This is a genomic window from Streptantibioticus cattleyicolor NRRL 8057 = DSM 46488 (assembly GCF_000240165.1).
Classification (GTDB): Bacteria; Actinomycetota; Actinomycetes; order Streptomycetales; family Streptomycetaceae; genus Streptantibioticus; species Streptantibioticus cattleyicolor.
Genome location: NC_017585.1, coordinates 130915 through 148513 on the forward strand (window position 1 = coordinate 130915; position 17599 = coordinate 148513).

Genomic DNA, 17599 nt, shown 5'->3' on the forward strand with positions numbered 1-17599 from the left:
TATTCTAACTTACATGCCACGGAATATAGTTCGTTGGCATGCACTTGCTATGGAGGCGAACAATGAGCAGGCAGCAGCGCGCGAAGCTCGACGCGATGGTGCGGAAGCCGCAGCCCGAGGGTCCCCGGTCGGTGGAGGAGATCCGCGCCGGATTCCGGGCGTTGATGGCGCGGATGATCGTTCCGGCCGGGATCCGCACCCGGGACACGACGCTCGGCGAGCGGCCCGCGGTACTGGTCGAGCCGGCCGACGCGCCGAGGGCCGGGACGATCCTGTACTTCCACGGCGGGTCGTACGTGGCCGGTTCACCGTGGACGGCGATGTCGCTGACGGGGAACCTGGTGACCAGGACCGGGTTCAGGGCTCTCTCGCTGGACTACCGGCTCGCCCCCGAGCACCCGTTCCCGGCCGCGATCGACGACGCGCTCAGCGCCTACCGCGCGCTGCTCGACGGCGGTGAGGACCCTTCGGCGATCGCGTTCGCCGGAGATTCCGCCGGCGGCGGGCTCACCGTCACCACCTGCCTCGCCGCCCGTGACGCCGGGCTGCCGATGCCCGCCGCGATCGTGGCGTTCTCCCCCGGGCTCGACCTGACCCGGACCGGCGGGAGCATGGTCACCAAGGCGGGCATCGATCCGTTCTTCACGCGTGAGGGCATGGCACCCACCGGGGCGATGTACCTCGCCGGACGGGACCCGCGCCACCCGCTGCTCAGCCCGGCCACCCTCGCCGACCTGACCGGCTTCCCGCCGATACTCCTCCAGGTGGGCACCAACGAGGTGCTCCTGGACGACTCGACCCGCCTGGCCGCCCGCGCGCGGGACGCCGGGGTCGACGTCGTCCTGGACGTCACCGCCGACGTACCCCACGTCTTCCAGGCGTTCGCCGGCGTCCTGGACGAGGCCGACGAGGCGCTCGACCGCGCGGCGCTCTTCCTCGGCCAGCGCATCCGCCCCCGGGAGACGGCGCCCACCCGGCAACGGTGAACCCGGCGCGCCTATCGGCGGGTGGACTCCCAGGCCGCCTCGATCATCCGGAAGACCTCGTCCACGGCGGCCGGCGGATCGGCCGCCTCACGGGCCAGCGAGAAGGCGTCGATCACGAACCGCGCGATGGTCCGGCAGGCCGTTTCGGTCCGCGCCGGGCCGGGGTCGGCGGCGATGGCCTCCGCCAGCGACTCCGCGTGGCGCAGCCTCATCGACTCCTCGTACCCGCGCAGGGCGGACGATTCGTCGATCATGCGCCAGATCGGGGCGGCACCCTCCGCCGTGCAGTGACGCACCAGGGCGTGGATCTCGCGGCGCAGCGCGGGGATGAGCGGATCGTGCGGCGCCCGGTCGGTGACCGCGCGCGTGAGGCGTTGCTCGAAGTCCTCGTCCTGCTCGAAGACCAGCGCCTCCTTCGAGGCGAAGTGGGAGAAGACCGTGGTGACGGCGACATCGGCCTCGGCGGCCACGTCACGGATGCCCACCGCGTCGTACCCGCGGTCCAGGAAGAGCCGCAGGGCGGTGTCGGCGATCTTCTGGCGGGTCGCGGCCTTCTTGCGCTCCCGACGTCCGGGTGGGGCGGTCATGCGCTGATGCTACCAGGTAGGGAACCGGAGTCGTTTTGAAAGCAATGTTGTTTTGAAGTCGATTTTGTTTGGAAACCCTAACCGTTAGTGCTATGGTCGGCGGCATGAAGAGAGTGAGCTTCGCCGAGTTCGGCGGTCCTGACGTTCTGCGACTCGAAGACGCCGAGGAGCCCCACGCGGACCCCGGCCGGATACGCATCACCGTGCGGGCGGCGGGTGTGAACCCCGTCGACTGGAGGCTCCGGGAAGGCCAGGTGCTCGGGGCCCATCCGGTCGAGTTGCCCTTCGGGGTCGGGCAGGACGCCGCCGGGGTGGTGGACGAGGTCGGGGAGGGTGTGACAGGGGTCGAGGTCGGCGACCGCGTGTTCGGTGAAGGGGCGAGCACCTACGCCGAGTTCGCCGTGCTGTGGGCATGGGCCCGGATGCCCGATGAGCTGACGTTCGAAGAGGCGGCCGGGTACCCCTCCGTGGTGGAGACCGCGCTGCGCGTCATCCGCGAAGTCGGTGTGGAGCCCGGGCAGACACTGCTGGTCAGCGGTGCGTCCGGGGGCGTCGGCTCGGCGGTGCTCCAGATCGCCCGCGACCGCGGCATCACGGTGATCGGCACGGCCGGGGCGGCGAACCAGGAGTATCTGCGCGGCCTCGGTGCCGTCGCCACCACGTACGGCGACGGCTGGGTCGAGCGCGTGCGGCGACTCGGCCGTATCGACGCGGCGCTCGACCTGGCCGGCTCCGGTGTGATCCCCCAACTCGTCGAGCTGACCGGGGATCCGGGGAAGGTGGTCTCCATCGCCGACCTCGGCGCGCCGGAGTTCGGCGTCCGGTTCTCCGGCGTGGCCGGGAGCATGCCGGACGCCCTCGCCGAGGCCGTCCGCCTCATCTCACGCGGCAAGCTCCACATCCCGGTCGAGAAGGCGTACCCGCTCGCCGACGCCGCCGCCGCGCACATCGACAGCCGGGCCGGTCACACCCGTGGACGTCGCGTGCTGATCGTCTGAACCGTCCGCGCGCTCACCCGGCCGCCCCCGCCCGCCCGCGCCATCCCTGATACCCCCAGTGCACCACGGCGCCGACCGCCAGCCACACCAATCCGGTCGAGGCGCCACGCCCCCCGGTCGCCACCAGCATCGCCGCCCCGCAGGTGAACGCGAGCGGCAGGACGATCCGAGGGGCGGGGGTACGGAACGCGGGTGCCGGGCCCGACGCGGCACGGCGCAGCCTCACCAGGGACAGCAGCGGCGGGAAGAAGTGCAGCACGTACAGGAACCCTCCGGCGGTGGCGGCCAGTTGGACGCTGCCCAGCAGGGCGACACCGCCGAGGAGCAGCCCGTCGACGAGGACGGCGGGGCGCGGAACGCGTGAGTCGGGCCGCAATCTGCCGAGAGCGGCGGGAAGCAGTCCGTCGCGGGCCATCGCGAACAGCGCCCGGGACGTCACCATCACCAGGGCGTTCGCCGTGGCGGCCAACGTCAGCGCGGCGCACCCCAGCATGAGCCGACGGGCGGGCACACCTCCGAACCGGGCCGCCGCGTCCGCGAGCGGCGCCCCCGACCCCCGCAGGACCCCGGCCGGGGTGGTCCCGAACGCCGTGAAGGCAACGAGGAGGTAGAGGACGAGGACGCAGACGAGCGTCAGCAGGATCGCCAACGGCAGGTTGCGTTCCGGCCGGCGTATCTCCTCCCCCGCCGCGGCGACCATGTCGAAGCCGCCGAAGGCCAGGAAGACCACCGGGGTGGCCAGCAGGACCCCCACACCACCGTGCGGCGCGAACGGAACCAGCACCGCGGACCGGACATGCGGCAACCCCCAGCAGACGAACGTCAGGAAGCCGACGACCGCCACCGCGAAGACCACCGACTGGGCCCGGCCGGACAGCTTGGCGCCGACCAGGTTGACCAGGGTGCAGGCGGCCACCAGCGCGACGGCGCCCGCGGTCGTGGGCACCCCGGTGGCCGCGTGCAGATACTGGCCGAAGCCGATCGTGACGTAACCGGAGGCCAGCAGGTAGCCACCCCAGTAGATCCAGCCCATCGCGAAGCCCCACGTGGGGCCGAGCACCTGACGGGTGACGGCGTAGCCGCCGCCCGCGGCCGGGACGCGGCAGGCGAGTTCGGCGTAGGGCAGGGCGATCACCGCCGAGGCGGCGAAGGCCAGCACGAAGGCGATCAGCGATGCCGGCCCGGCCGCTCCCGCGGCGACCTCGACCAGCGTGAAGATGCCACCACCGACCGTGCCCCCGACACCGAGCGCGAGCGCCTCGCGCAGTCCCAACTCCCGCCGTAAGCCCCCGGCGGACCCGTCACGCACGGTGTTCGTCATCGGCTGCGCCTCCACGGATCGGACGGTGTTCCGGCGTGGACGGCATTCTGCGCGCGGCCCTCTTCGTTCGGCAAGCCGAACGATTGGCCTGATTCAGCGAACACACCCTATCGCTCCGTGGTGGCCACCGCCCGGCCGGTAAGGTGACCGGACCGCTCGTCGCGCCTTGAAGGAAGAGCATGGACCGGCAACCCGAACACGCTGGGAAGACGACGGACACGCCCCCCGCCACGCCTCCGTTGGACCGGATCGCCGCGGCCGTCCGGAAGGAACGCAACCGCGTCGGCCTGTCCCTGTCCGAACTGGCCAAGCGCGCCGGGATCGCCAAGTCCACCCTCTCCCAGCTGGAAGCGGGGGCGGGCAACCCCAATCTGGAGACATTGTGGGCGCTCAGCGTGACCCTCGGCGTTCCGTTCAGCCGCCTCGTCGACCTCTCCCCGCCCCGGGCCACGGTGGTGCGGCGCGGGGAAGGCACCGCGGTGACATCCGAACGCGCCGACTACGCGGCCATGTTGCTTTCCGCGTGCCCTCCCGGCGCCCGGCGCGACCTCTACCTGCTCCACGTCGAGCCCGGCCCGCCCCGGGAGTCCGAGCCCCACATGCCGGGCACCGTGGAACACGCCGTCATCTGCACCGGCGAGGCACTGATCGGCCCCAGCGAAGCCCCCGTCCACCTCGGCCCTGGTGACTACATCGCCTACCCCGGTGACGTCCCGCACATCTGCCGCGCGCTGTCACCTGGCACGTGCGTCGCGCTGACCATGGAATACGTGTAGCCCGTCGGCGGCACCGGAGTTCGGCCGGGCGGCCGGGCCCGTCTCACGCCGACTTCGGCTGGATATCCTCGGCATCCACCAAGTCGCCGCGAGGAGAGAGATCATGGTCCAGCTCATGTCCCGGATGCTGCTCAAGACGTTGCGGGACGCTCCGGCCGACGCCGAGACCGTCAGCCACCGGCTTCTGGTGCGCGCCGGGTACGTGCGGCGGTCGTCGGCCGGGGTGTGGACGTGGTTGCCGCTGGGCAAGCGGGTCCTGGAGAACGTCGCACGGGTCGTCCGGGAGGAGATGGACGCCATCGGCGGCCAGGAGGTGCTGCTCCCCGCCCTGCTGCCGCGTGAGCCGTACGAGGCGACCGGGCGCGCCGGGGAATACGGTGACCTGCTCTTCCAGCTCACCGACCGCAAGGGCAGCGCCTACGTCCTCGGGCCCACCCACGAGGAGATCTTCACCCAGGTGGTCAAGGACCAGGCCACCTCGTACAAGGATCTGCCGGTCATCCTGTACCAGATCCAGACCAAGTACCGGGACGAGGCCCGGCCGCGTTCGGGTGTGTTGCGTGGCCGTGAGTTCCAGATGAAGGACGCGTACTCCTTCGACACCGACGACGCCGGGCTCGCGGAGTCGTACCGGCTGCACCGTGAGGCGTACGTGAGGATCTTCACCCGGCTCGGCTTCGACTACCGCGTCGTCTCCGCGGTCTCCGGTGCCATGGGCGGCTCGGCCTCCGAGGAGTTCCTGGCCCCGGCCGCGGCGGGCGAGGACACCTTCGTGCAGTGCACGTCGTGCGCGTACGCGGCCAACACCGAGGCGGTCACCACCACCGTGCCGGCCGCCGACCCCGCCGCGCACGGGCCGCTGGAGGAGTTGGACACCTCCGACACCCCCACCATCGACACGCTCGCCGCCCATCTCGGCGTTCCGGCCTCCGCGACCTTGAAGAACCTGCTGGTCAAGGTGGACGGTGAGATCACCGCCGTGGGTGTGCCCGGTGACCGTGAGGTGGACCTCGGCAAGCTGGCGGAGCATCTGGCACCGGCCACCGTGGAGTTGGTCACCGCGGAGGACTTCACCGGACGCCCCGACCTCGTCCGCGGCTACATCGGCCCGCAGCGGCGTTCCTTCCCCTACCTCGCCGACCCCCGGATCGCCCCAGGCACGGCGTGGATCACCGGTGCCAACAAGCCCGGCAAGCACGCCCGCGACGTGGTGTGCGGCCGGGACTTCACCGTCGACCGGTACCTGGACGTGGTGGTGGTCGAGCCGGGCGATCCGTGCCCGTCGTGCGGTGCCGGTCTGGAGATCGGGCGGGCCATCGAGATCGGCCACATTTTCCAGCTCGGCCGCAAGTACGCCGACGCCTTCGGCCTGGACGTGCTCGGCAAGGACGGCAAGCCGGTGCGGGTCACCATGGGCTCGTACGGCATCGGCATCTCCCGCGCCGTGGCCGCCCTCGCCGAGCAGACCGCCGACGAGCGCGGCCTGTGCTGGCCCCGCGAGGTGGCCCCGGCCGACGTCCACGTGGTCGCCGCCGGGAAGGCCGGCCAGACCGAACTGGCGCTGGAGATCGCCGCCAAGCTCGAAGCCGCCGGCGCCCGCGTCCTCGTCGACGACCGCGCCGGGGTCTCCCCCGGCGTCAAGTTCACCGACGCCGAACTCATCGGCGTCCCCACCATCATGGTCGTCGGCCGCCGGGCCGCCGAGGGCGTGGTGGAACTCAAGGACCGGCGCACCGGTGAACGCACCGAACTCCCCGCCGACCAGGCCGTGGTGCGGCTGACCGAGAACCTGTAGGCCGTCAATGGCCGCCGCTGGGGACCTCGCAGCCGTCGTGGTCGGGGTAGCCGCCGAACGCGTCCGCACGGGTGGCATCGCGGAGCATCGTGCCTTCCACGCACAGCGGTGAGGGGTCGGCCTCGACGAGGAAACCGACCCCGGTGCCGTCCTGGTACGACCGCACCTTGCCTTCGGGGTAGCCCAGGCCGACGAGGGCTTTACGGGTGTCCTCGGGGACGAAGTCACCCCGCTTGCGCAGCGGTTCCAGTGCGTTCCTCACACGGCTGACGGCCGCGAGTCCTTCGCAGCGTTGCCGGCCGTAGAGGTCGAAGGGCACCTTGAAACCGTTGTTCTCGGCGTAGTGGTCCCCCGGCGCCGGCGTCACCGGTGCGACCGTCGGCCGCGTCGGCGTCGGTGTCGGGGTTTCGCCGGGGCACGGGAAGTTCGTCGGCGTGCCCGGTGTCGATATCCCGCTCGGTACGGGATGTGGACTCCGGTACGCCCCCGCGACGTCTCCCGCCCGCTGCGTCCCACACCCGGTCGCCAGCGCCGCCACCACCGCCAGCGGCACCATCCCGCGCCCGAACCCCGCCAGTTTGATTACCCTCATGCCCCCGATTCTCCCGGGCGGGCCGGAGGCGCGTCATGCCATTTCACGACAGCCGCTGCGGGGGGGGACTGCTCGCACCGACGAGCACGGTGAACCGGTCACGCCGGACCGCACTCGCTACGGCGTGGCACGGCCGTCGAGGAAGCCCACCAGCACGGAGGCCTCGGCGCGGAGGCGGGCGGCCCGGTCGGCGTGGGCGGGGGTGGTCAACTGGGCGGCGGCTTCGAGTCGTTCGGTGGCTTCGGCCCGCACGATGTCTGCCACGGTGCTTTCGGTCAGTTCGCGTCGCACCGCCTCGGTGGTGCCGGCGCCGAGCGGTGAGTGTTCGAGGGCCCCGCCGCGCATCCGGTCGTCGTCCACGGGGACCGCCTCGGCGTTGTCGAGCGCGGCGAGTGTGGAACGCAGCGCGCTGACCGCTGCCTTGTCGCGGGCGCGCATCGCTTCCGGGAGGGCTTGACGCATACGAACACGAAGGGACATGGCGGGAGCCTATGGCCGTGTCGGTGACCGCACAACGGGTAATCCCGGGCGGCGGCGTCGGCGCCGACCGCTCGTTCGGTGGCCGGAAGCCTGCTGTGGTGGCGGCGGGGGGTGGCCGGTGGTGTGATGCTCCCCTCATGGAGAAGGGAAGCGGTCCGAGGGACCAGCGGGAGCGGGACGCGGTCACCGTTGAGATCGGGTACGCGCTCGCCAGCGCGGCGTTCCTCGGTGTTGTGGTGTTCGTCGTCTTCGTCGGGCCCGCGATGGTGTGGCACCTGCCCCGGTGGGCGGAGGGCGTCCTGGTGGTCGCGGGAGCGGTGACCGCGGGGGTGCTGGCCGTGGTGCGGGTGGTGCACGTCCTGCGGCGACACGCGCGCGCCGTGGGTCGCCCCGGTGGCGGCTGACCGGGGCGACCCGGCCGTCACCTCGTGGTGAGGCGTCGCAGTGCGGCCTGGGCGGGCGGGCCCCAGGTGGGTTTGCCTCCGGGGCGGCCGTGGACGCCGGCGTGGCCGATGTGGAGGGCGGCGAGGGCGCGCAGCACCGCCCAGCCGCGGGCGCGGCGGAGGGTGGCGGGGTCCGGGCTCGGCCGGTACGCCTGGTGGAAGCGGTCGAGGGCGCCGTCCGGCAGCAGGGTCCAGGCGGCGGCGAGGTCGCAGGCCGGGTCGCCGGCGAAGAGGGCGCCGAAGTCGATCACGCCGGAGAAAGTGCCGTTCGTGGTCAGGACGTTGGCCGGATGCAGGTCGCCGTGGAGCCAGAGGCGTGGGCCTGTCCACTCGGGCGCGGCGGCGGCGTCCTCCCAGACCGCGCGGACGGCGTCCGGGTCGCGGATCAGCCCGAGTTCGGTGGCCGAGGCGAGCGCCGAGGTGAAGTACGCGGCGGTGTCGGCCAGCGGGCCGCCCCGGTCCCGGCTCGCGGGTGCCTCGTCGGGGGCGGGGTGGTGGAGGGCGGTCAGGAAGGCGGCCAGGGTGACGGCCGCCCGCGTGGGGTGCGTCGCGGGGGCTCGGTCGGCGGGTTCGCCCGGCACCCAGGTGGTGACGAGCCAGGGTCGCGGGAACCGTTCGGAGGGTTCACCGAGGCGCTGCGGAACGGTGATCCGCAGGGGGAGGCGCGGGGCGAGGAGGGGCACCCAGGTGTGTTCCTTGCGCAGCAGTTCGTCCGCGGACCGCGTCGCCCAGGGCAACCGGACGGCGAGGTCGTCGCCGAGCCGCCACACCTGGTTGTCCCAGCCGAGGGCGCCGAGCTTCAGGGGGCGGTCCGCCAGGTCCGGGTGCTGCTCGCGCAGCAGATCCCGGATCAGGTCCGCCGTGATGTCCGTTCGGGTGGCTGTCATGTCGGGCAACGGTAGCGGTCCGGTTGCTCGGGCCCGTCAGACGTACACGTCGGGGCGGGGCGCCGGAACGGCGGGGGCGGCGGGGCGGGAGCGGGCGACGAGGAGCCGCGCGCGGACGACGATCGTGCCGAGGCGGACGACGACTTCGCCGAAGGCCATCAGGATCAGGGCCACCACCCATGCCTGGCCGCTGGTGATGTGGTGCGTGGCGGAGAAGCGGGCGACGTGGGCGGCGCCGGAGGGGTGCGAGGACCATACGGCGAACGCCAGCCGGAAGCCCATGCTGACCACCCACAGCGCGGCGGCCCCGAGGGTGGCCCTGACCCGCACGTGGCCGCCGGCGCGGCGGACCCGGGTGAGCAGACCGCCGAAGAGGCCGAAGGCGATCCCGGTGGCGGCGAAGACCACGGCGAGCGCGACGTCGTTGCCGTCGGTGGGTATGTGGCGCAGGTAGGACGAGGCGGCCCAGCCGATGACGGCCAGCGGCAGCAGGATCGTGCGGGCGGTCAGGCGCTCCTCGCGCATCTGACGGAAGACGAGGAGGAGAAGGGCGATGTCGATGATCCAGTCGGTGATCGTCATGTCGTAGAGCATCACCCCTCCCGCCCCGCGTTCCCTGGGCCCCCGGGTGGAGCGCGGGGTGGAACCTCGTCTCCACCCGGGGTACGAGAACGGCGCCCGCCGCATCCGGCTCCGGCCTTGTGAGCGCTCACACCGCACCGGGCCCGGCCCGGCGGCGGCACGCCACCACCACGTACCGCGCCCCCGGACCCCACGGTCAACGGCCGTTTCAGGCAGTGGTGTCCCAGCCCGGCACGACCTCGACGCCGATCCCCTCCTCACGCCACAGCCGGATCACCTCGGGGTTGTCGTCGTAGGCCATGACCGGGCGGTAGCGGCGGCGGATGCTCGCCAGGATGTCGCGTTTGACTGCGTAGTCGGGACGGTGGTCCTGTCGGCCGCGCATCCACATGGCCTCGGACGGCACTCCGTGCAGGGCGAGCCACCAAGCGGTGTGGTGCCGGTAGCGGGCGGAGCGCGCGGTGACGACGAGGACCGCGCGGCCAGCGGCGTGGTGGGCCCGGGCGGCGTCGACGACCCAGGCGTGCGGCGGGCAGTCGACGGAGGCGGTGTGGAAGGCGTGGAAGGAGCCGGGGCCGTCGATCAGGTGCCGGATGCGGCGGACGTCGCACAGGGTGCCGTCCATGTCGAAGATCACGGCCTCAGGCAGCACGACGGGCCCGCGGAGCGTAGAAGGCGGCCCGGACCCGGCGCAGCCACGCCTCGACGGCGGCCTCGTCCGGCGCGGCCGGGAGGACGCCGGGCGCGCCGAACCGGTCCTCGGCGCGGGAGAGGAGCACCAGCGCCCGGTCCGGCTCGGTGACGATCCACTCGGCCATGGCGCGGACGGCGTCGGGGTCGGCGAGGCGGATCGTCAGGTGGCCGGTGGCGTGCAGTTCCTCGCCCTGCCGGAGCAGCCGGACCAGGTGGCGGGCGTGCTTGAGCATGCGCTCGCGGGTGTCCGCGCGGTGCGTTCCGTCGCCGCGGGCGCGGAGTTTGCGGAATTGCCGGGTGGCGTATCCGAGGTAGGCGTCGCGGACGGCTGCCGTGGACGCGAACGCCCGGCGCATGCCGACGAGTTCGTCACCGAGCGGGGTGCGTATCTCGTAGGTGTCCAGCCACAGCAGTTCGGTGAGCGTCGGGTTGCCTTTGAGGGCGAGGCGGCAGAACTTGGCGGCTTCGTGGAGGGTGGTGTCCGGGCCGGTGGTGACGTGGGATTCGGCGGGGCGGTGCAGGCCGTGCAGTTCCTCGGTGGGTGCGGCGAACATGCCGAGGCGGTCGATGTCGGATCCGGCGTGGGCGAGGCCGTAGGCGGTGGAGCCGACCGTGCCGGACAGCAGGATGTTCATGGGTGCCCCTGTGGGTACGAGGTGGTGTCGTCAGGGTGCCCGATGGAGTCCGGGTTGGCCAGCGAGTTCCCGGGGGCGCCGGTCACCCCGTGTCCTGGGGTGTGTCCTGGCCGAAGGTGTGTGCAAGGAAGCGGCGCAGGACGGGGTCGGCGAAGCGCCGGATCGCGACCCGCTGCGCGACGAAGGCAACCGGTACGCGATGCGTCTGCCGGCCGCCGGTGTACCGGTCGAGTTACGCCCCGTGCCGGGGATGTTCCACGTCTTCGACCACGTGGCACCGGACGCCGGGATGGCCGCCGCCCTCGTCCGGGCGTTGTGCAGGCACCGTCGGGAACCGGCGTCACCGCGACGGGCCCGCGCGCCGTTCGGTACGTTGGCCCGCGTGGGAAAACCTGGACGCGTGGTGTCGCGTTCCGGGCCGGAGCGTCGAGTCGCAGGAGGATGGCATGGCGTACTACGTCCTTGAATACTCGCTCGTGGACGACTACGTGGAACGACGCGCGCCGTTGCGCGAGGAACACCTCGGACTCGCCCGTGCCGCGCGTGAGCGGGGCGATCTCGTGCTGGCGGGTGCGCTGGCCGAGCCGGTCGACCGCGCGTTGCTGGTGTGGCGGACCGACGACCCGTCCGTGGTCGAGGACTTCGCGCGGCACGACCCGTACGTGCGGGAGGGGCTGGTCACGCGGTGGACCGTCCGCCCGTGGAGCGTCGTCGGCTGGGCCCCGGACGGGACGGCGGAAGTGTGACGCGGGTCTCCCGGAAAGGGTGACACGACGCTGTCGCGGACGGCTGCGATCGTTGCCGGCATGACGATCACAGATGAGGACTGTCTCGCCGAGACGCTGGCGTTCAACGAGCGGTTCGAGGCCGCCGCCGCGAGCCGGCCGCTACGTGAAGTGGCGCCGCGCTCGGCCGGGTTGGCGGCGGCCCGGCGCAACCGGCTCGGTGGCGACACACCACCGGTGAGGCTCCCGCACGGCCGTGACCGCGTCGTCGCGGGAGGGGTGGGGATACGGGTCTTCGTACCGGACCACGTCGACGGGGTGTATCTGCACATCCACGGGGGCGGCTGGATGGTCGGTTCGGCGGACGGGCAGGACGAGAGGTTGTGGCAGCTGGCCGAGCGGGCCCGGCTGGCCGTGGTCAGCGTGGAGTACCGGCTCGCGCCGGAGCACCCGTTCCCCGCCGGACCGGACGACTGCGAGGCGGTCGCACAGTGGCTGGTGGAGCACGCCGCCGCCGAGTTCGGGACCGAACGGCTGCTGATCGGCGGCGAGTCGGCCGGTGCCCACCTGAGTGTCGTGACCTTGCTGCGCCTGCGTGACCGGCATGGCGTCACCGGCGCGTTCCGGGCGGCCAACCTGGTCTTCGGCCCCTACGACCTGTCGATGACGCCGAGTCAGCGGTCGTTCGGCTCCCGGCGGCTGCTGAGCAACACCGACTCGTTGCGACGGGCGTACGAGCTGTTCACGCCGGGTATGGACGCGGAGCGGCGGCGCGGTCCCGAGGTCTCACCGCTCTTCGCCGACCTGGCCGGTATGCCGCCGGCCCGGATCGTCGTCGGTACCGAGGATCCGCTGCTGGACGACTCGTTGTTCCTGGCCCAACGGTGGCGGGCGGCCGGCGCCGAGGTGCGTCTCGGTGTCGTCGCCGGCGCGATGCACGGCTTCACGTTGTTCCCGCTGACCGTCGCGGAGCGGGAACGGCGGCGGGAGCGGGAGTTCCTGTCCGGCGCGGGGCGGTAGCCTCACCGGTATGAACCGCACTGCCCGGCTCTACGCGCTGGTGGAGGAGTTGCGCGCGGCGGCGCCGCGTCCGTTGACGGTCGGGGTGCTCGCCGCGCGCTTCGAGGTGAGTACGCGTACGGTCCAGCGTGATCTGCGGGCCCTGATGGAGAGCGGCGTGCCGGTGCGCATCACGCCGGGGCGTGGTGGGGGCTGGTCGATCGACCCGCGGATGACGCTGCCGCCGATCCGGTTCACCGCCGACGAGGCGGCGGCGCTGGCCGCCGCGCTCGCCGCGGCCGGTGCCTCCACCCCGTACGCGGGCGCGGCGCGCACCGCGGCCCAGAAGATCGCGGTCTCGATGTCCGGCCCCGCCTCGGCGGCGGCGCGGGAACTCGCCGCGCGGATCGTCACGTTGCCGTCGCCGGTGGACACGACGGTCCGCGCCGCGGTGGAGCAGGCTCTCACCGCCGGCACGGTCCTGCGGTTGTCCTATCTCGACGCGGCCGGACGCCGGAGCGACCGCGTGGTGGAACCGGCCGGGCTGCTCACCGTCGACGGGCGGTGGTACCTCATCGCCTGGTGCCGCACGCGGCAGGCCGGCCGTGGCTTCCGGCTGGACCGCGTCACGGCGGCGGTCCCGACCACGGACCGGGCCGGCCGCCACGACCTGGCCGAACTGTTGCGCGGCTCGGCCGCGGCCGGCGCCGTTCCGCCCACGACGCTGGCCGCGCTGGCGTCCCCGTCCTGAAGGAACGGGGGTCGGTGCGCCGGTGGCGTCGGGGCGGGAGCGGCGGCCGGACGGTTCAGCGGAGTTCCTGGATGCGGACGAGGTTGCCCGCCGGGTCGCGGAAGGCGCAGTCACGGACGCCGTAGGGCTGCTCGGTCGGTTCCTGGACGACCTCGGCGTCGGCTGCCTGCACCTTCTCGAAGGTGTCGTCGAGGTTCCGGGTGGCCAGCAGGATCCAGCCGTATGTGCCCTTGGCCATCATCTCCCGGATGGTGCGGCGCTCGTCCTCGGTGATCCCGGGGTCGACGGCCGGCGGCGCCAGCAGGATGGAGGTGTCGGGCTGACCGGCCGGGCCTACGGTGATCCAGCGCATCGTGCCCTGTCCGACGTCGTTGCGGACCTCGAAGCCGAGCACGTCGCGGTAGAAGGCGACGGACGCCTCCGGGTCGTCGTGCGGGAGGAAACTGGTGTGAATGGTGATGTCCATGCCGGTCAGCGTAGGTGTGCCCGGGTGACCCGCGCTTCTTGAATCCTGACCGATCCGGCCGTGTGTCCCGGGCACGCGGTCGGTCTTCGCGGGGCGGGGACCACCGGCGTCAGGGGGCGCCGTCGGCGTGGAAGAGCCGGTCCAGGTGGTGCCGTACGACGGCGGCGGCGGACTCGGGGGTGCGCCGGCCCACCAGGATGGCGGTGCCCAGCCCCGCCGAGAGGGCGAGCAGGCTGATCGCCTCCGTCCGGGTGTCGGTGTCGGGGGCGACGAGGCGGGCCTCCCGCGCCTGCGCGAGCAGGGCGTCGAGGGCGTCCTCGGCGGCGTCGGGGGCGTCGGGGGCGTCGGCGAAGGGCTGCGCGGCAAGCGCCTCGTCCGTCACGGAGAGCACCGCGTACGAGGTGTAGACGAGGTGGAAGGTGCGGCTCTCCGCGTCGGTGGGGAGCGATTCCATCAGCAGCGCCTCGATCACGGCACGGGGGCCGGGGGCGTCCCCGGCGGCCCGGACCCGGGCGGCGGTGCGTTCGCCGAACGCTGCGGCCAGCCGCTCCAGCCCGTACAGGAGCAGCTTCTCCTTGGTCTGGAAGTAGTACTGCACCAGCCGCAGGGAGACGCCCGCCTCGGCTGCCACGTCCCGCATCCCGACGTTGTGCAGGCCGCGCCGCCCGGCGACCCGGACGAGCGCCTCGGCGATCTCGTTGCGCCGTTCCTCATGGTCCACCCGCTTCGGCATCGTCCCGCGTCTCCGCCCTCGGTCCTCCCGGCCCGTCGGCCGCCGGTTTTCATGATACGCCGGTATCACCATCATGGTACGGTCGTATCACGAACGCAGTTCTCCCACGGAGGTGTCAACCGTGTCCGAGACACCGACCCGCCGGCGCGTCCCCGCAAGGGACGTCGGCCGCTACGTGAACTAGGCGCTGCGCGACCGGTACTTCCGGGCCTGCGACGCGGTCTACGCCCTGGGCCCGGCCCCGCGCGCGGAGCACGACGTGGAGACCGTCTTCGGGACCACGCACGTCTACGAGTGGGGCCCCACGCACCCTGCGGACGAAACCCGGATCCCGGTGGTGCTCGTCCACGGCTCCGGCTCCAACTCCTCGATGTGGTACCCGAACGTGGCCGCCCTGCGCACCCGGGGCCCGGTCTACGCGCTCGACACCCCCGGCGACCCGGGGCGCAGCGTCCACCGCGTCCCCATGCACCGGCCCGAGCGCGCCGCGCGGTGGATGGACGAGGCCCTTGCCGCCCTCGGGCTCGACCGGGTCCACCTCATCGGCTCCTCCTACGGCGGCTGGCTCACCCTCAACCAGGCGCACCGGCGTCCCGGCAGGTTGGCCTCGGTGACCCTGCTCGGCCCCGGGGGGCTGGAGAAGGTGGGGCTCCGGTTCTTCGTCTGGATCTTCGTCAGCCTCTTCGCGACGTCCGCCCCGAAGCCGCTGCGCCGCCATCTGGCCGCCTGGCTGGACCAACCCGTCCTCGTCATCCCCGAGTTGCGCGCGATGATCCGGACCGGCGTCCGCGCGTTCCGCATCCGCCGGCCGGCCCCGCTGCCGCTGACCGACGACGAGCTGCGCACCATACACACCCCGCTCCATCTGCTGATGGGCAGGCGGAGCCTCCTCGTCCACCCGAAACGGCAACTGGCACGGGTGCCGTCCCTGGTGCCCGGCGCCCGCGTGGAGATCGTCCCCGCCACCGGCCACGGGCCGCAGATCGACCACGCCGACGCCGTCAACGAGCGGATGCTCGACTTCATCGGCTCCGTCGACTGAACGCGTGGGGGGACGGCGGCACCCGAACTCCCTTCCCGACGACGGGAGTTAACTGAACCGGCGGACCGATCGCCGCACCGGCTGTCATGCTCGACCACATGACGAGCGCAGCCACGCCACGCGGCACCGGAGCCGTCCGCGAAGGCCGGTCCGGCACGACACGTGCGGTCTCCGTGCTCGCCGGGTTGCTGGCCGTGGGGGTGGTCACGGCGGGTTGCGCGGACGCGTCCGGGTACGGGTCCGCCCGGCACCCGGCGGTGATCGGCAGCCCGGCCCTGCTGGAACGGGACGCGCGCACGCTGATCCTCCGGTGGACCGCGGACCACTTCGACAACTGCGCCGATCAGGCCGTGGCGATCGCGACGGTCTAGGCGCGCCGCATCCTGCTGAGCGTGACACCGCAACCCAGGACACCCGCGCCCGAGGTCTGCGCGCTGGCGATCGCGAACGGCGGCACGACCACCCTGCGGCTCACGGCGCCCATCGGCGACCGCACCCTGGCGGACGCGCACACCGGCCGCCCGATCGCCCTGCTCGACGACCGCGCACTGGAACAGGTCGGCCACCTCCCCCGCGGATACCGGCCGGACCCCCACGAGCCGGTGCGGCTCACCGTGAGCACACATCCCCACAGCGACACGCGGGCAGCCCTGCCCGAGGTGGACCACCTTTTCATCATCGGCACCGGTGAGGACCGGCTGCTGACGACCTCACAGACCCGGGACCAGGTGAACCCACGGGAATTCGGCATGTCGCCCGTCGGCACCGTCACCGTCCACGGCCGGCCGGCCACCGTCTGGCAGGACACCTCCGCGAACGGCGGACCCGCCTCCATGCGCCTGCTGCTCTGGCGGGAGGGCGGCTGGACGCTGAAGGTCGAGAACTCCGGCCCGGTCAAGGGAGGCGACGCGCTCCCCGCGGCCGAGCTGCGCGAGGTCGCCGAAGGGATGGGTGTCCGGGGCTGACGGGCCACGGCAGCGTTCGTCTTCGCTCCCGTGACCCTCAAGTGCCGTTGAGGTCGCCGGCCTCGGCGGCAACGGCGGCCCTCCCGACCGACCGGACGGCACGGCCGCGTTCACAGAATCCTCAGAGGCCCCGGGGGTGGCCGATCCGGGGGCAGGGCACGATGATGGGCGCTGCCGCGCCGGAGCCGTCGGGTGCGGCACGGCTGTGCGCGGGTCCGGAACGCCTCCGGGCCGGTACCGCGCCGGCCGGCACGTCGTGTGGAGCACTTCCCCCCTCCGGCGGGACGCACCACCCCGCGCGGCCCGCCGCCGTCAGCTCAGGAGTCCCCCATGACCTCCAAGCTCAACGACCATGCCGAGCAGGCCGGACCACACGTGCTGGGTCTGCTGCGGATCGTCACCGCCCTGCTCTTCTGCTGCCACGGCGCCGCGTCGATCTTCGGCGTCCTCGGCGGAGCCCACGGCGGCCACTCCCTGCCGGCCGGCCAGTGGCCGGGCTGGTGGGCGGCGCTGATCCAACTCGTCGGCGGCGCCTTCGTCCTGCTGGGCCTGGGCACCCGCGTCGCCGCGCTGCTGTGTTCGGGCTCCATGGCGTACGCCTACTTCACCGTCCACCAGGCACACGCCCTGTTCCCCATCCAGAACGGCGGCGAGCCCGCCGTGCTCTACTGCTGGATCTTCCTCGCCGTCGCGGTCACCGGCCCCGGCAGCCTCGCCCTCGACACGCTGCTGCGCCAACCCCGCCGCGAACACCGCCGGTTGGCACTGGGCGCCCGCTGAGCATGTCCTGGCCGGGACCCGCCAACGCCGACGAGGTGACGGTCCCCGACATCGTCGGGCTGACCGTCACCCGCGCCCGGGCCGTCGCGTGGGAGGCGGGCCTGGTCGTCACCACCGACGACCCGGACGGCCCGCCGGTCCGGGCCCTCACCTGGCAGGGGGTCTGGGTGGTCACCGCCCAGCACCCCGCCCCGGGCTCCCGGATGCGCCGCCGCGGCTCCCTCGTGATCTTCTTCGAGAAGCCGCCCGGCGGCGACCCCGGGCACGAGTAGCCGTCCCGTCCCCGCCCCAACGGCTCTGCTTTGATTGCCGCATGACGGAGAAGACGGGGACGCCGCCGCGGCACGTACACGGTCGTCACGC

Annotated in this window: 24 protein-coding genes; 14 read left to right on the top strand and 10 right to left on the bottom strand. The window is 72.8% G+C overall.

From position 1 onward, the window contains the following. Positions 1 to 62: 62 nt before the first annotated feature. Positions 63 to 986 carry an alpha/beta hydrolase gene (locus SCATT_RS28205; protein WP_014152016.1) on the top strand — a complete coding sequence of 308 codons (924 nt, stop codon included), beginning with the start codon at positions 63 to 65 and terminating at the stop codon, positions 984 to 986. A gap of 11 nt (positions 987 to 997) precedes the next feature. On the opposite strand, the gene SCATT_RS28210 is transcribed toward SCATT_RS28205, so the two are convergent. Then, positions 998 to 1573 carry a TetR/AcrR family transcriptional regulator gene (locus SCATT_RS28210; RefSeq protein ID WP_014152015.1) on the bottom strand — a complete coding sequence of 192 codons (576 nt, stop codon included), beginning with the start codon at positions 1571 to 1573 and terminating at the stop codon, positions 998 to 1000. 104 nt (positions 1574 to 1677) lie between these two features. Between SCATT_RS28210 and SCATT_RS28215 the strand changes: the two genes are divergently transcribed. Then, the gene (locus SCATT_RS28215) at positions 1678 to 2571 is read left to right on the top strand and encodes an NADP-dependent oxidoreductase (RefSeq protein ID WP_041824200.1); all 894 of its coding nucleotides are present in this window, start codon (positions 1678 to 1680) and stop codon (positions 2569 to 2571) included. Positions 2572 to 2584: 13 nt separating this feature from the next. Here SCATT_RS28215 and SCATT_RS28220 read toward each other — a convergent pair whose 3' ends face one another. Then, positions 2585 to 3892 (bottom strand): APC family permease, encoded by a 1308-nt coding sequence (locus SCATT_RS28220; RefSeq protein ID WP_014152013.1) that lies wholly within the window; start codon positions 3890 to 3892, stop codon positions 2585 to 2587. Between the two features lie 179 nt (positions 3893 to 4071). Here SCATT_RS28220 and SCATT_RS28225 point away from each other — a divergent pair, with 179 nt between their 5' ends. Then, positions 4072 to 4668 carry a helix-turn-helix domain-containing protein gene (locus SCATT_RS28225; RefSeq protein ID WP_014626714.1) on the top strand — a complete coding sequence of 199 codons (597 nt, stop codon included), beginning with the start codon at positions 4072 to 4074 and terminating at the stop codon, positions 4666 to 4668. A 103-nt stretch (positions 4669 to 4771) separates the two neighbouring features. After that, positions 4772 to 6463: a proline--tRNA ligase gene (locus tag SCATT_RS28230; RefSeq protein ID WP_014152011.1), complete on the top strand. Its 1692-nt coding sequence runs from the start codon at positions 4772 to 4774 to the stop codon at positions 6461 to 6463. A 4-nt stretch (positions 6464 to 6467) separates the two neighbouring features. Here the strand turns inward: SCATT_RS28230 and SCATT_RS38215 are convergent, their stop codons facing one another. Both SCATT_RS38215 and SCATT_RS28240 read right to left on the bottom strand, forming a co-directional pair. After that, positions 6468 to 6830: a hypothetical protein gene (locus SCATT_RS38215; RefSeq protein ID WP_014626715.1), complete on the bottom strand. Its 363-nt coding sequence runs from the start codon at positions 6828 to 6830 to the stop codon at positions 6468 to 6470. Positions 6831 to 7172: 342 nt separating this feature from the next. Next, a complete protein-coding gene (locus tag SCATT_RS28240; protein ID WP_014152009.1) occupies positions 7173 to 7493 on the bottom strand; it encodes a GatB/YqeY domain-containing protein in 321 nt (106 codons plus the stop codon). Between the two features lie 179 nt (positions 7494 to 7672). On the opposite strand from SCATT_RS28240, the gene SCATT_RS28245 reads away from it, so the two are divergent. Next, complete coding sequence (locus SCATT_RS28245) at positions 7673 to 7939, top strand: DUF6332 family protein (protein WP_014152008.1); 267 nt, start codon at positions 7673 to 7675, stop codon at positions 7937 to 7939. A 17-nt stretch (positions 7940 to 7956) separates the two neighbouring features. On the opposite strand, the gene SCATT_RS28250 is transcribed toward SCATT_RS28245, so the two are convergent. From SCATT_RS28250 to SCATT_RS28265, 4 genes are all read right to left on the bottom strand, one after another. Continuing rightward, entirely contained in the window at positions 7957 to 8865 is a 909-nt protein-coding gene (locus tag SCATT_RS28250; RefSeq protein ID WP_014152007.1) for an aminoglycoside phosphotransferase family protein, read from the bottom strand. Positions 8866 to 8901: 36 nt separating this feature from the next. Further along, positions 8902 to 9459 (bottom strand): hypothetical protein, encoded by a 558-nt coding sequence (locus SCATT_RS28255; protein WP_014152006.1) that lies wholly within the window; start codon positions 9457 to 9459, stop codon positions 8902 to 8904. 196 nt (positions 9460 to 9655) lie between these two features. After that, positions 9656 to 10099, bottom strand: a complete 444-nt coding sequence (locus tag SCATT_RS28260; RefSeq protein WP_014152005.1) for a phosphatase domain-containing protein — start codon at positions 10097 to 10099, stop codon at positions 9656 to 9658. Beyond that, the gene (locus tag SCATT_RS28265; RefSeq protein WP_014152004.1) at positions 10089 to 10775 is read right to left on the bottom strand and encodes a nucleotidyltransferase domain-containing protein; all 687 of its coding nucleotides are present in this window, start codon (positions 10773 to 10775) and stop codon (positions 10089 to 10091) included. The genes SCATT_RS28260 and SCATT_RS28265 overlap by 11 nt, the downstream gene beginning before the upstream one ends. Here SCATT_RS28265 and SCATT_RS40815 point away from each other — a divergent pair. Genes SCATT_RS40815 through SCATT_RS28280 form a run of 4 tightly spaced genes read left to right on the top strand, consistent with a single transcriptional unit; the run spans position 10774 to position 13250 of the window. Beyond that, complete coding sequence (locus tag SCATT_RS40815) at positions 10774 to 11241, top strand: alpha/beta hydrolase fold domain-containing protein (RefSeq protein ID WP_265736680.1); 468 nt, start codon at positions 10774 to 10776, stop codon at positions 11239 to 11241. The genes SCATT_RS28265 and SCATT_RS40815 overlap by 2 nt on opposite strands. Then, positions 11222 to 11521 carry a YciI-like protein gene (locus tag SCATT_RS28270; RefSeq protein ID WP_014152002.1) on the top strand — a complete coding sequence of 100 codons (300 nt, stop codon included), beginning with the start codon at positions 11222 to 11224 and terminating at the stop codon, positions 11519 to 11521. The genes SCATT_RS40815 and SCATT_RS28270 overlap by 20 nt, the downstream gene beginning before the upstream one ends. Positions 11522 to 11581: 60 nt before the next feature. Continuing rightward, positions 11582 to 12520 carry an alpha/beta hydrolase gene (locus SCATT_RS28275; RefSeq protein ID WP_014152001.1) on the top strand — a complete coding sequence of 313 codons (939 nt, stop codon included), beginning with the start codon at positions 11582 to 11584 and terminating at the stop codon, positions 12518 to 12520. A 10-nt stretch (positions 12521 to 12530) separates the two neighbouring features. Continuing rightward, positions 12531 to 13250, top strand: coding sequence for a helix-turn-helix transcriptional regulator (locus SCATT_RS28280; RefSeq protein ID WP_014152000.1), 720 nt, complete (start codon positions 12531 to 12533; stop codon positions 13248 to 13250). Between the two features lie 55 nt (positions 13251 to 13305). On the opposite strand, the gene SCATT_RS28285 is transcribed toward SCATT_RS28280, so the two are convergent. Together SCATT_RS28285 and SCATT_RS28290 are read right to left on the bottom strand one after the other, a co-directional pair. Continuing rightward, positions 13306 to 13716 carry a VOC family protein gene (locus tag SCATT_RS28285; RefSeq protein WP_014151999.1) on the bottom strand — a complete coding sequence of 137 codons (411 nt, stop codon included), beginning with the start codon at positions 13714 to 13716 and terminating at the stop codon, positions 13306 to 13308. A gap of 109 nt (positions 13717 to 13825) precedes the next feature. Then, a complete protein-coding gene (locus tag SCATT_RS28290; RefSeq protein WP_014151998.1) occupies positions 13826 to 14449 on the bottom strand; it encodes a TetR/AcrR family transcriptional regulator in 624 nt (207 codons plus the stop codon). A gap of 187 nt (positions 14450 to 14636) precedes the next feature. Between SCATT_RS28290 and SCATT_RS28295 the strand changes: the two genes are divergently transcribed. The 5 genes from SCATT_RS28295 to SCATT_RS28315 all read left to right on the top strand — a co-directional run bounded on the left by SCATT_RS28295 (position 14637) and on the right by SCATT_RS28315 (position 17508). Continuing rightward, on the top strand, positions 14637 to 15491 hold the full coding sequence (locus SCATT_RS28295; protein WP_231904999.1) for an alpha/beta fold hydrolase: 855 nt from the start codon (positions 14637 to 14639) through the stop codon (positions 15489 to 15491). 98 nt (positions 15492 to 15589) lie between these two features. Then, a complete protein-coding gene (locus SCATT_RS28300) occupies positions 15590 to 15862 on the top strand; it encodes a hypothetical protein (RefSeq protein WP_157894792.1) in 273 nt (90 codons plus the stop codon). A 21-nt stretch (positions 15863 to 15883) separates the two neighbouring features. Next, the gene (locus SCATT_RS28305; protein ID WP_014151995.1) at positions 15884 to 16456 is read left to right on the top strand and encodes a hypothetical protein; all 573 of its coding nucleotides are present in this window, start codon (positions 15884 to 15886) and stop codon (positions 16454 to 16456) included. 330 nt (positions 16457 to 16786) lie between these two features. Beyond that, a complete protein-coding gene (locus tag SCATT_RS28310; protein WP_014151994.1) occupies positions 16787 to 17236 on the top strand; it encodes a DoxX family protein in 450 nt (149 codons plus the stop codon). 2 nt (positions 17237 to 17238) lie between these two features. After that, on the top strand, positions 17239 to 17508 hold the full coding sequence (locus SCATT_RS28315) for a PASTA domain-containing protein (protein ID WP_014151993.1): 270 nt from the start codon (positions 17239 to 17241) through the stop codon (positions 17506 to 17508). Positions 17509 to 17599 lie beyond the last annotated feature (91 nt).